Origin of the sequence: Marnyiella aurantia (genome assembly GCF_014041915.1) — a bacterium.
Lineage (GTDB): Bacteria > Bacteroidota > Bacteroidia > Flavobacteriales > Weeksellaceae > Marnyiella > Marnyiella aurantia.
This window is the reverse complement of record NZ_CP059472.1, coordinates 1,454,503-1,466,376: the sequence shown is the minus strand read 5'-3', so window position 1 is coordinate 1,466,376 and position 11,874 is coordinate 1,454,503. Positions and strand designations below refer to the sequence as shown.

Sequence of the window (11,874 nt, the reverse complement as noted above, 5' to 3'; positions counted from 1 at the left end):
CTATTTTGTTCTGTGCTGTTCGATATAAGAAGCCATCGTGTCGATGCTTTCGAAGATTTCCTTGCCTTTTTTAGGGTCAGCCAGCTTAATGCCGTACTGCTTGTCCAGTAAAACGATAAGTTCCAGTGCATCTATGGAATCCAGTCCCATTCCGCCACCGAAAAGTGGAGCATCGTTTGCGATTTCCTCCGCAGAAACATCTTCCAGGTTCAGTACTTCTATTATCTTAGCCTTTAATTCTTCTCTTAAGTCCATAATTTCTTTTATAAGGTCAACAAATATACAAAACCTTTGTAATTTTCTCCGTACAATTCCACCCAGCCGCACAGCACCTGCTCTGCTTTTCCGGACTTCAGGAGCTGCCCTGCGTAAAGGTTCATGAAGTCTTCGTCAAACTCATCGGTAACGAAGAAAGCATTCTCGGTTTGAAGCTGATGCCTGATGCTGATCTCGCCCAGACAGATATTTGGTAAAGTATAAACAAATACCGCCGGGCTCGGAAAGTAGTTTTCAGCGGAACTGATGCTTTCCTGATATTTCATGTCGGTATCCAGACTGGAGGAACGGTTGGCGAAAACCAAAGCGGTGTTTTTATTCTCTTCATCCCTCAATACCATTTCCGAAGCCATAAATGCAAGTTTGCTTAAAGCATCCATCTTGTGGAATTTGGGATAGTCGAAACTGAATTTTTTATAAGCAGCCTTGGCAAAATCATTGAAATGGGGTAGGTCTTCCTGAAAAACCACCTCTTCATCCACAGTGATGCTGCCATTTTCTATAAAGCAGATTTTCAGTGTTTTCATTGGGCACATTTTTTCAGGATGATGGCTGCATTGGACCCGCCAAAGCCGGAAGCCGTTTTCAAAATATATTCAATTTCCTGAACTTTGTTTTCTGCTATAATGTTCAGTGGCTCAGAGATACCCTGCCTTTTCAGATTCAGAGACTTAATCAGCATGTTACTTCTGGCACTCTCCATGGCGATAATGAGTTCCAGTAAGCCCGATGCGCCCAAACAGTGGCCGTAGAAACCTTTAAGGCTGTTCACAGGTGTATGCTGTAATCCGGCGCGAGTAAAGGCGATACTTTCCATTTCATCATTATAAACGGTAGCCGTCCCGTGTGCAGAAAGGTAATCAATTAACTTGGCGGAGATCTGTGCTTCTTTTATTGCATTTTCAATGCTGCGGAAAAGACCTTCGCCCGTTCGGGATGGCCCGGAAATATGGTTGGCATCATTTACTGCAGATTCGCCCAGTATCTCAAAATATAAACTAACGGAAGGTGATGTGGAAGTTAAATAAACGGCTGCCGCAGCCTCACCGATGGTAATTCCGTCCCGGTTTTCATCGTAGGGTTTGCATGGGTTTGCGCTCATGGCCTGGAAGGAGTTGAAACCCGAGATCACAAACTCCGACACCTCATCGCCAGCTAAAACATAAGCATCTTCGTACAGCCCGGACTCGATCATGTTTTTAGCCACCGAAACTGCCATCACACCCGACACACACGCATTCGAAATGACTACAGGCCTTGTTTTAAAACCGAAAAAAGCGGCGATTTTCTTCGCCATTACTGAAAGGTAAGCGTCTTCAGGTGGCGCAATTTTATTTTTCAGCAGTGAAACGTTTCCTTTGGTAGTAGAAAGGATGAAGGCTGTTTTTTCTTTTACTCCATGCCTTTCCACCAAAGGCTTCAGGCTTAGAAGCAGCATTTTTTCAAGCCGCGTGAAATTCTCAGACTCAAATTCGGCAGAGAAAATTCTTTCGAGTTCATTATTGTCAATGATTCCTGCATGAAATGGTGGCTGGCTCTCAAAAAGATCATGCTTCCTGATTCCGGATTTACCGTCAAGAACATTCTGCCAGTTATCAGCCACATTAAACCCTAATGGGGTAATGCAGTTGTAATCTGTGATATAAGTGGTCGTCTTCTCCATTATGAAAGTCCCATTTTATCCTTCCACTCCTGATAAAAGGACGGATTGTAAAGCTGAAGGTTACCATTAATATCGATAAATACCTGAACGGTCTCGCCGGAGCAGACCAGTTTATTTTCTTCATTAAAAATCCGGTAGCGGAACATCATCTTGGCGGTCGGTAGGTTTACGAAAGTGGTTTCTACAGTGATGATCTCGCCGTATTTCAAAGGGAGAAAGTGTTCACAAACCGTTCTTACAATCGGTGTGGCAAATCCGTTATGCTGGACATCCAGATAGGAAATGCCGTGCTCGCGCCCGAAAGCTTCGCGTCCGTCCTCAAAATAAACAATATAGTGGCCGTGCCACACAATGCCCAGCGGATCGCACTCGTTGAAGCGTACCCTTACGGTTTGCCGGTTTACGATGGCATCAGATGGAGTGTTTCTTTCTTTCATAGATTAAAGCTATAAGCACGGTTACGAAATAGAACAGCAGCAAAAGCCCGATTTTAGGCAGTACCTGAACATAACCGGCGTCCCTGAGGATAATGTCGTAATAAGCGTTGAGCCCCCAATTCATTGGTGAAAAGCTTGATATCGTCTGCATAAAGTCAGGCATCATAAATACCGGCACCCAAATCCCGCCAATGGCAGCAAGGATAACGACGGAGGTGGCACCCAGCGGCGCCGACTGTTCCTGGGTGTCGGTTAAAGTTCCGAGCAGGATTCCAAATCCAATGGCTGCCAAACCTGCGAAGAAGGTTACGAAAAGCAACTCAGGAAGTTTTCCGGCCACCTCAAACTTCGGCAGGTCCAGGTAAGGGAAGAGGTAAACGCCCACGGCCAGCATCAGCAAAAACTGTATCATGCAGATCATCAGATAAGTGAAAGTCTTGCCGAGGACGTGTACATAATAAGGCGTATGGTTCGCCAGGATCCGGATGATTGTTCCCTGATTTTTTTCTTTTACGAGATTGATGGACAGCGGCACCACGATGAAGAAGATCGCAAACAGGGCCCAGGCCGGCACATTGTGCTGAACAGAGTTGGGCAGGGCTTCGTCATCGCCTTTCGGGGTTATTTCCTTGAAAGCGATAAATTTCTGGTCGAAGGAGATATCATCTTCGGTTCCGAGTTGGTCCTGAAAGGCTGCATAGATTTTCTGGTTTTCAATGGTCGCTACCATTTCATTTACAGAACTCTTCACGCCGCTCTTGAAGCCTGCGCTGGTCACCGGATCGAAATAAAGGTGGATTTCCTTTGCTTTGGGCAGTTCACGCTGCACCGCTGCCGTGTCGGTTTCGCCCACACCCAGGGAACTTACGATGGACTGAACCTTAATGTCGATGCTTTGGTTCATGTTCTCCGTAAGTTTTTCCGGAATCACGATGGCCATCTGGTAATCGCCGTTGAAGACCGCCTGTCGTGCTTTAGCTTCGTCTAAATCTTTCGTGATGAGATCGAATGTGTCGCCCTTTTTCAGTCCGTCCTTTATGATTTTCGAAACCTCGGATTTGTCATTATCAACAAGTAGAAGTGGGATTTTGGTGCCCTCCAGATTTTTGAACGTGGAATCCTGGATGAGCGTGATGGTGACAATGAGCACCAGAGGCATGATGAAGATGATCAGGATGCCGCCCATGTCGCGTTTCAGCAAAAGTATCTCCTTCCAAAGGGCACGCCAGAGTTTATATAACATCGCGAAGTTCTTTTCCGGTTAATGAAATGAAAACGTCTTCCAGGTTTTCGGCTTTTGGGGTGTTGGCAATAAGTTGCTCCGGACTGCCTATCGCGTAAATCTGACCATTGTCAATGATGGCAATTTTGGTGCAGAATTCCTCCGCCTCCTGTAGGTGATGAGACGTGTACACGATGCTGGTTCCGTTTTGGTTCAGCTCTTTCAGGAATTCAATGATGACATTTCGGGACTGTACGTCTACACCCACGGTAGGTTCATCCAGGAAGAGGACTTTTGGTTGGTGCATAATGCCGGCAATCAGGTTGCAGCGGCGTTTCATTCCTCCCGAGAAATGTTCCACTTTCTTATCGGCGAAGTTCGTAAGCCCCACACGCTCCAGCATGACATCTATCTTCTGGTGCAGATCGGCATGTTTCAAACCGTAGAGCGAACCGAAGAACATCAGGTTTTCTCTGGCGGTCAATGTAGGATAAAGCGCGTATTCCTGAGGTACGATGCCGGTAATTTTTTTAATGGAGTTCAGCCGGTTGCGGGGCGAAAGTCCGTTAATGGTATAGCTGCCGGAAGTGGGTTTTATAAGTCCGCAGAGCATGGAAATCAAGGTGGTCTTGCCGGCGCCGTTCGGACCCAGGATGCCGTAGATTTCGTTTTCTGCAATCTCCAGTGAAATATTGTTCACAGAGAACTCGTCTGCGTTTTTATATTTCTTGTAGAGGTTTTTTATTTCAATGATGTTCGTAGCCAAAAGCAATGGTTTTCAGGCTGCAAAATAGTGAATTTAGAGGGAAGGGGAAAGAGCAGGAAAGCGGTCGTCTTGCGCAGGGAATTGTCACGAATATAAATCTGCGAATTGGAGTACAACTGGTTTTAGCTATATGATTTAAAAATGCAGTAAGCGATATTAAATAATTGCGTTTGATTTTACTTTAAAGTTTTTATATCGTCAATAACTTCGTATTTGCCAAATTCGCCCAAATTGGATATATAATTGCCTTCCCTGTCAATAGTAGTTGAACTGAAGCAGGGATAGTGCATGTCAAAAAAAAGATTTTCAAAAAAGTTTTTTTTATCCTTAACCCAATTAATTTTCTCAGGATAGTAATATTTCAGTTCCTCATCATTTTTGTATATCCACAAAACATTATTGATAGTTAACCGGTTTGCTTTTTTAACAAAATCACGATCGAAAATATTCCATCTTGAGGGGGTGTTTATCTGATTGCACCCGTCTTTACCGGGATAATAAATTATAATTATTATACCATTCTTATAGGGTTCAATTTCTTTCAGATGTTTTATCACAAGATTATGTTCCTGAGGACTAAGTTTTCCCTTGGTTTTGCGTTGGTACAGAATATTTGCGATTTGTTCTTTTAGATCATATTTATTGAACCTATAGTTATCTTGCTTTAATAAATTTTGAAATTCTGTTTTGGCAATTTTCTCAAAGCTACTATTGTAATAATTTTCCGGTTTCGCCTGGGCATTTAAGATACTAATCGGCATTAATATAATACCCAGAAAGCAGATAAAAGTATTCCTCATAGATGATGATAATTTTCAGTTCCCAATCGGCAAAATCAATCTGGCTAAAGTAAGAAATTAGTTTGGGCTATTACAAATTAGGCACTTTGTTTATCATTATAATTATAAAGTATAGCGGGACACCATCATTAGGGGTTGAAAAGACTCTGATGCAATCCCGAATATAATTAGTGGATTCGTAGGGGTCAGCTGGTCAGCTAGTAAAAAGTTTTTGACGCTTGCGAATATACATTTATTTGATATAAGCGATATCGCACACAGTGTTCTTTAAGCGTCTAAGTGTTCCGGTATCTACGGTTTGTGATTTTTGATGTGGACGGCAGCACCTGTGGTCGGACTGATCTCCATATGACAGCCGAAAACGCAGTCTGCTGATCCCTGCACGCCGTCGTTTTTCCAGACCCAACCTACGGGGAGACTGTTTACTCTGGCGGCCTCTTCTTTGGTCATAAAAGAAACCTGGAGGTCGTTTTCCATCTGCATTTTACCCTCTTCCAAAACTTCGAAGGCACCACTTTCCGTATTATGCTGATGGGGCATAAAAACGCCGAGATTATACTTGGCCAGTCTTGCCATCATTTCCTTTACTTCGGGCAGGTCAATAGCCTTTTGAGCCACCTGAAAAGGTTCCGGTAAGAAATCCAGTACTGCCGGTGTCAATACATTATTTTCCATGATTTTGAGTTTTATTGGTTAATAAATTTAATTAAAGTTAAAATTTATCAACCTGTAAACCAAGTGAATGGAGTAAATTACGGTGTTTTACGTAGTAGAATGAAATAACAAAAAATGGACTTCGAAAGGTTTTCTAAGCGTATGTGGGTTTTTTAATGGCGAAACGGTCACGGATTACAAATGCGCGACATCGGGGGCAACAGTAATGGTTTTCTTGCCGTAGAATAGTGATTTGGGCGTGAAATGGAAAGGGGAGAAAAGTCTCGGCTTCTGAGGAACTGGTCACGGATTACAAATCCGCGACATCGGGGGGTTATGAAATAAAGACCTTCAGGATTGTGAAATTTGTAGTTCCGGCTCGCTTCAGCTAATTTTATTTAAAGATAAGAGTTTCTGCCCACGCGAAAGGATTGACTTCGTCGAATCTTCGATTTCGCGCGGCAGCGGGGGACTCCGGAATGTAAGTGAACTCCGTCTAATTGGTCGTTTTTCTCTTAATTTTTTCCCTATAAAATCATCGTGGCATTTCTGAATTAAAATAAAGGGCAAATTGGGAATATTTCCACATCATTATTATTACCAAAACAAAGGCGATTATATTATTTCTTTTTTTGGATACTTTGATGAAGATTACTATAAATAAAAGATCAATTAGAATAGCTGTAAAAAAATTGAAAAGAAAAAATTGTAAAAACGGAGGGATCACTTGTAAAATAGCATCTTGGAACGAGTTCAAGATAAAAATTAAATTATAAATAATTATTGCCGCTGAAGAAACAATAAACTTATTTTTCTTAAAATTTTCCATTTCAAAAAGCTGTTCTTTTTTAAATCCTAAAATAAATGGTTTTGCCTTTCTATATCTCTGTACTAGATAACAAACTCTTAAAAGTATCACCCGCACTACATAACGTCCTCTGACTGTGTGCAACGAGGCGCAGTTTGTTTTTTTCTTACAAGCGGAATAGTCCACATTAAAATTGATATTATGACCGAATAAATTAAGGGAGGAGTAGGTACATAGATTTTAGGGTCTTTTAAACCCATAGATCCGGTAAAAAAGAATGTTAAAGTAACTAAAAATACAGAAACACAAACTAATAAGAACTTATTTCTTGTCCATGATTTAATTATTAAACCCAAAATTATCATTGCGGGTATTGAATAAATCAAACCAATTAAAAAAACGAAAAAAACAGACTTCCAAAATACTTTTTCAGATATAATTGAAAAAGAAGTTACAGATTCACTAATACCATAATCATTAATTGCAATAAAAAGGAACGATGATATCATGTTAGTTAATATCCATAATTTCAATATGAAAAAAAATATTGTCTTAATAGAGATATTGCTTAGTTTAGAACTATTCATTGTAAAAATATTTACCCTCACTGCTAAAGGTCTCTTGACTCCTCTTAGGCGACAATATTAATTTACCTTCTTTATAATTTTCATATACTTTTGATATATGGTCGTAACCATCATTAATTTTCCATTTTCCGTTATCAGATATGAATGAAATGTATTCCCCCGCTGCCGCACGATTGCATCGTGTGGCCACATTAAATAAGGTATTGCGGATTTTTCATCTATCCCTTTATTTTCTTACTGATTTCAGGTAAATATTTATCTCACCACCTCCCTCAACTTCCTGAAAAAAGCCTCCTCCAAATCCGCTATATGCAGCATGGCCTGGGACAGGTTGTTATAGATGTCGGATTTGCTGTTGCGGTTTTTGTACACGCGGGCAATATCTACCGCGAAATCACGCCACAGGTCACCAATGTCGGTTATTTCCTTCGACAGTTCTTTCAGTTCAGGTTTCTTTAAAACATCGGCCGCTTCCGCCAGAAAGGCGCCGTAAATGTAACGGAACCCGCCGCCGCCGGTACCGATCTCCTCCTGCATACGGATTAGCTGACCTAAATAGTGATTCGTGGTTTTCGCACCTTTTTTGTCGGCCCATTTCGGGATACTGCGCGCCACCCAACGAATGGCCTTTACGCCGATGATGGGAACCGGTGCGAGCATTTTGTCGCAGGTATCCTTAATCCCTTTTACAATGGCTTTTTCCAGCTCCAGCGTGGCCGGAATGTCCGTGGGAAAGTACATGTGGCCTTTCGGCGCCATAACGCCTTTCGCATAGCGTACGCGTTCCAGTTCTTTCTCGGTAAGTGTGGTGGTTTCGTTCATCACCGGATCGCTGATGAGGAACCTGTCGCCCTCCTTGCCGAACACCACCAGGTTATGGGCATTGAAGTGAAATTTATACTCTTCAGGGAAGTAAGTTAGATGGAAAACGCCCACCTGTAATCCGGTCGGAATTTCGTTTTGGAGGTTTCTTTCGAGGGCTGCCTGGGCTTCCTTTGGATTGGAAAAACGCTGTCTTTTTATCTTGATGCCAAGCCTTTTGGCGGCTTTGGAAAAGATGGCTCCGGGCATGGGTCGGTAACTGAATCCGGGGGCAAAATTCACCTTCAGAAAGGGCAGGTACACAAAATACAGACCCGAGCCAATCCCGAAAATCATGGGTTCGCTAAGGTTCAGGCCTTTGTCCTTCAGCAGGTTGGAGGCTACACCGTTTTCGCAGTGTGCCGTCTGGTGGTGGGTGAAGTTCAGTTTGGTGGTATCGTTCATCTATTTTCCGTCAAAATTCTTTAGTTCCTCTACAGTGATCCCGAAGGCGTCGGCATATTTCTGTAAGGTTTTTTCGCTTAGTTTCTTAAATTTTCCCGGTTTGGCGTGCTGCTTTACAAATAAAGTCCAGATTCCCACATAACTTGCCAGGATGCTATAATCCATTTTACTATGCTCCATAAAGTAGACAATCGGGCTGGCAGTTCCGTTTGCTACCGCGGTTTTGGCCGCATTCACCCTTTCGTTAATGAGTTCCATGCTTTCCTCCAGCGCTTTTGCTTTAGCGTCCCAGCCGGTGCTGCGTGCGGTGGTATAGTTTCCGTTTTCATCGGTCACATAGTAAAGATCCGTCATGTTGGCGGATTCCAGTGCACTTTTTTCCTGCGGAACTTCTTCTTTTTTCATGATCAGAATTTTGAGGTCAAAAATAAATGAACAGGTTTCGGTTCACAGCGCCTTAATGAAAAGGCTGATCTCAGCCTCCACAAGCAACCGGTCTTCCAGATAGGTCATGCACGAAATGGTGCAGATGTCGCCAAACTGTGAGTTAAGGTGCGCTTTGGAGATAATCTCGCTTCCAATCGGCGGTAATTCATGGATCTTCACTTTTTTAATATTGGTGATGAAGCCGATTACTCTGGAGCCCGGATCTTCGTGGTTGCGGATCTCATCGCCAAAATCCTGGCCGGTAATTGCGGAGCAGGTTTGAGCTACATTTTCAATGAGACCTGATTCAACAAAAAAGCCTTTATCAACAAAAATATTATCAGGCTGTATCCGGAAAGACGTAATTACTTCTTCCTTCCGGATGTCCAAAATACGGTCTACCATCAGCATCGGTTCGCGGTGCGGCAGGAAGTCCTGAATGTTGATGTTAGCGGGTTTTTCCAAAATTATTTTACGACCGTCTTCATTTCGGAAGTGGCGATTTCTTTTCCTTTTACCGAACTACTGATCCTCACCAAAGTTACCCCCATCATTTCGTTCAGGATCTGTACTTCAGTCTCAATCTTATCGCCTACGGCAGGCAAGACCGAGATTTCAAAAGTCTTGATAGCACCGATATAACCCACAGGAGGTTCTTCGTCCTTCAGATAAAACTGATAGCCGGTATGCAAAGCCACACTTTGCGCCTGATGCTCCAGCACCCCCGATGCCTGAAAGAAACCATTGGCCACCAGAACATGTTCCTCCGGCACGGTGAAGCCCGATTTCAATTCCGTTTCCTGCCAGGAGAACAGGGCGTCCACCATTACAAATGGTTTTTTTTGCGGAATAAGCTTTCCGACAGTATTTTTATCCGTAACCGGCAGTAAAATTTCCATTACATTACGGTTAACAGTGCGCAGGAATAAGCAAATCGGCCACTTTCCGGGATGCAGAGCAGTACTTTTTCGTCTTTTTTAAGTTTTCCGGAAGCCATCAGTTCTTCCAGCGCGATATATATTGATGCTGCACCGATGTTACCTACTTCAGAAAGGTTGTAGAACCATTTTTCCTTTGGGAAATCCAGGCCAACGGCCGCGAACTCTTCTCTTAAGCCGTCTTTGAAGTAGTTTGAAGAGATATGTGCCAGCACATAATCCATATCGTCCGGATTCAGATTGTTTTTGTCGAATGAAGCCCTGAGCGCCTGAGCACCTTTCTTCAGGATGAAATCTCCCAGAAGTTTGGTGTCCTGCTTCAGCGAGAATATGGATTGCTTCAGCCATTCATCCGCCGAATATTCAGCCCAGGATTTCAGGCTGCCGTCTTCCTGCTTTTCGCAACCGGCATACATGCAGGCTTCAAGCTCATGGGCGTAGGAGAAGAAATCGATGAATTCAATTCTAAGGTTCACTTCTCCTTCACGCGGCTGTTTTTCCAGCAGGAAAGTGCCAGCGCCGTCGGAAAGCATCCATCTTAAGAATTCCCTTTTGAAGGCGATAATTGGTTTTTCTTCCAGCTGCTTCAGGTTTTCGGCCTCGTGGTTGAACTTGTCTGCTGTCATCCACGCCGAGAATCTTTCGGAGCCAACACAAACCGCGTTGTTTGAATTACCTGACTTTACGGACATAAATCCATACTGCAGAGCGTTCATACCCGCGTTGCAAAGTCCCATAGATGTGTTAACCTCGATGGAGTGACTTGGCTTCAGAACGCCGTGAACCATTGAAGCATGTGAAGGCTGGATCTGATCTGCCGATGTGGTCCCACAGGTAAGAAGTTCCATATCTTCCTTGGTAAAGTTTTCGTCAAAGAGTTTCTCTATCGCCTTGGCCGTTATTTCAGCATTGGTTTCGGTAGGTTTATTGTTTTTGTCCAGTGCGTAATATCTGGTCTTGATGCCGTTGTTTCTTAAGATCAGTGCCCTTGCTTTGGAAGGGGTGTCATTTACATATCCCAGGTAATCTTCCATTTCATCATTGGAAATTGCATTTCCCGGAAGGTACTTGGCTGCCCTTGTGATATAAACTTGATTCATATTAAAGTATAGTTGTTTTTTTTAAAGTCCCTGAAAGTGTTCAATTTGTCTCTTCCTTTTCCTGTAAAAGAAAGGAGTCAGCAATGTATAAAAAAATAAAACAATTGGCGATACCACCCAAATGGCAAACATGAGGTAGAATTTGTAAACCCCAACCCAAAATTTGCGGCTCTGGGGCTTTCTGGAGATGATTCCGGAAAATACAGTGAAGAGTTTGTTGCCTACAGTTTCAACCTTAATGAGGAAAGGGCGGATCTCTACCGCTCCGTTCTGTACCAATTCTTTCTGCATTCCACCATAGCTGCCACTCTCAGCGTATTTCATAATGATTTGGCCGTGTTTTCCGGCTTCGTCAATTTCCTTTTGCGCTACTCCCGCCGGCGGAAGCGGTTTTTTCTGTTCTTTATTGCCGGTCTGCATCCAGTTCAGGATGGTAATCACACTTGTGTAGTTATCATGCCTGTCAACCAATGCAATGTTTCCTACAAGTTGGGCTTGGAGCCTGTTTAAGTGTACCTTAAGTTTGTCCTGAGACAGCATCCACATGTTTCGCGTCGCCGAAACGGTAACCACCGGAGTGTTGGCCATCAGTCTTTCGGCAAATTCACTTTTCAGGAAAGAGATCACCGGGATTGAAGGAGTAAGGAACCATACCTGATAACCAAACAGGATGAGGTCATATTTCTTGTTCAGTATTTCCTCAGACGGCGGAATGATTTCACGCGGCACCTGCAGATAGCTTTCCGGAAAGGTGTCATAGAAAACCTCCGGCTTCCAGGGAAATTCAAAATCCTCCTTCAGCTTGATCTCGTAGTAGGTAATCTCAAAATCACTGCGGTTCTGGAATGCCCCGGCAATATTCTTCATGATCTCTTCCAGCTGTCCGGTTTGTGAATAATAGGTAACCAGTATCTTCTTAGGCATTACAGTT

The 11,874-nt window shown here is 43.2% G+C and carries 14 protein-coding genes; all 14 read right to left on the bottom strand.

The window, feature by feature from the left end:
- A complete protein-coding gene (locus tag H1R16_RS06675; protein WP_181887388.1) occupies positions 1–258 on the bottom strand; it encodes a phosphopantetheine-binding protein in 258 nt (85 codons plus the stop codon).
- 5 nt (positions 259–263) lie between these two features.
- Positions 264–803, bottom strand: a complete 540-nt coding sequence (locus H1R16_RS06670; protein WP_396652403.1) for a 3-oxoacyl-ACP synthase — start codon at positions 801–803, stop codon at positions 264–266.
- Complete coding sequence (locus tag H1R16_RS06665) at positions 800–1,939, bottom strand: beta-ketoacyl synthase N-terminal-like domain-containing protein (protein ID WP_181887344.1); 1,140 nt, start codon at positions 1,937–1,939, stop codon at positions 800–802. Before H1R16_RS06665 ends, H1R16_RS06670 begins: the two co-directional genes overlap by 4 nt.
- A complete protein-coding gene (locus tag H1R16_RS06660; protein ID WP_181887345.1) occupies positions 1,939–2,376 on the bottom strand; it encodes an acyl-CoA thioesterase in 438 nt (145 codons plus the stop codon). The genes H1R16_RS06665 and H1R16_RS06660 overlap by 1 nt, the downstream gene beginning before the upstream one ends.
- A complete protein-coding gene (locus H1R16_RS06655) occupies positions 2,351–3,619 on the bottom strand; it encodes an ABC transporter permease (protein WP_181887346.1) in 1,269 nt (422 codons plus the stop codon). The genes H1R16_RS06660 and H1R16_RS06655 overlap by 26 nt, the downstream gene beginning before the upstream one ends.
- Complete coding sequence (locus H1R16_RS06650) at positions 3,609–4,364, bottom strand: ABC transporter ATP-binding protein (protein ID WP_187350452.1); 756 nt, start codon at positions 4,362–4,364, stop codon at positions 3,609–3,611. The genes H1R16_RS06655 and H1R16_RS06650 overlap by 11 nt, the downstream gene beginning before the upstream one ends.
- A 176-nt stretch (positions 4,365–4,540) precedes the next feature.
- On the bottom strand, positions 4,541–5,164 hold the full coding sequence (locus H1R16_RS06645) for a hypothetical protein (protein WP_181887347.1): 624 nt from the start codon (positions 5,162–5,164) through the stop codon (positions 4,541–4,543).
- A gap of 291 nt (positions 5,165–5,455) precedes the next feature.
- Complete coding sequence (locus H1R16_RS06640; protein ID WP_181887348.1) at positions 5,456–5,839, bottom strand: hypothetical protein; 384 nt, start codon at positions 5,837–5,839, stop codon at positions 5,456–5,458.
- A gap of 1,629 nt (positions 5,840–7,468) precedes the next feature.
- A complete protein-coding gene (locus H1R16_RS06635) occupies positions 7,469–8,479 on the bottom strand; it encodes a BtrH N-terminal domain-containing protein (protein ID WP_181887349.1) in 1,011 nt (336 codons plus the stop codon).
- The gene (locus H1R16_RS06630) at positions 8,480–8,884 is read right to left on the bottom strand and encodes a hypothetical protein (protein ID WP_181887350.1); all 405 of its coding nucleotides are present in this window, start codon (positions 8,882–8,884) and stop codon (positions 8,480–8,482) included.
- Between the two features lie 42 nt (positions 8,885–8,926).
- Positions 8,927–9,370 (bottom strand): ABC transporter permease, encoded by a 444-nt coding sequence (locus tag H1R16_RS06625; RefSeq protein WP_228451084.1) that lies wholly within the window; start codon positions 9,368–9,370, stop codon positions 8,927–8,929.
- A gap of 2 nt (positions 9,371–9,372) precedes the next feature.
- On the bottom strand, positions 9,373–9,804 hold the full coding sequence (locus H1R16_RS06620; protein WP_181887351.1) for a hypothetical protein: 432 nt from the start codon (positions 9,802–9,804) through the stop codon (positions 9,373–9,375).
- Positions 9,804–10,943: a beta-ketoacyl-ACP synthase III gene (locus H1R16_RS06615; RefSeq protein WP_181887352.1), complete on the bottom strand. Its 1,140-nt coding sequence runs from the start codon at positions 10,941–10,943 to the stop codon at positions 9,804–9,806. The genes H1R16_RS06620 and H1R16_RS06615 overlap by 1 nt, the downstream gene beginning before the upstream one ends.
- Positions 10,944–10,964: 21 nt before the next feature.
- Positions 10,965–11,867, bottom strand: coding sequence for a dialkylrecorsinol condensing enzyme DarA (locus tag H1R16_RS06610; RefSeq protein ID WP_181887353.1), 903 nt, complete (start codon positions 11,865–11,867; stop codon positions 10,965–10,967).
- Positions 11,868–11,874: the final 7 nt, after the last annotated feature.

Coding starts and splice junctions, on each gene's coding strand:
- H1R16_RS06670 (WP_396652403.1), bottom strand. CDS start 803: ATGAAAACACTGAAAATCTGCTTTATAGAAAATGGCAGCATCACTGTG.
- H1R16_RS06665 (WP_181887344.1), bottom strand. CDS start 1,939: ATGGAGAAGACGACCACTTATATCACAGATTACAACTGCATTACCCCA.
- H1R16_RS06660 (WP_181887345.1), bottom strand. CDS start 2,376: ATGAAAGAAAGAAACACTCCATCTGATGCCATCGTAAACCGGCAAACC.
- H1R16_RS06655 (WP_181887346.1), bottom strand. CDS start 3,619: ATGTTATATAAACTCTGGCGTGCCCTTTGGAAGGAGATACTTTTGCTG.
- H1R16_RS06645 (WP_181887347.1), bottom strand. CDS start 5,164: ATGAGGAATACTTTTATCTGCTTTCTGGGTATTATATTAATGCCGATT.
- H1R16_RS06640 (WP_181887348.1), bottom strand. CDS start 5,839: ATGGAAAATAATGTATTGACACCGGCAGTACTGGATTTCTTACCGGAA.
- H1R16_RS06635 (WP_181887349.1), bottom strand. CDS start 8,479: ATGAACGATACCACCAAACTGAACTTCACCCACCACCAGACGGCACAC.
- H1R16_RS06630 (WP_181887350.1), bottom strand. CDS start 8,884: ATGAAAAAAGAAGAAGTTCCGCAGGAAAAAAGTGCACTGGAATCCGCC.
- H1R16_RS06620 (WP_181887351.1), bottom strand. CDS start 9,804: ATGGAAATTTTACTGCCGGTTACGGATAAAAATACTGTCGGAAAGCTT.
- H1R16_RS06615 (WP_181887352.1), bottom strand. CDS start 10,943: ATGAATCAAGTTTATATCACAAGGGCAGCCAAGTACCTTCCGGGAAAT.
- H1R16_RS06610 (WP_181887353.1), bottom strand. CDS start 11,867: ATGCCTAAGAAGATACTGGTTACCTATTATTCACAAACCGGACAGCTG.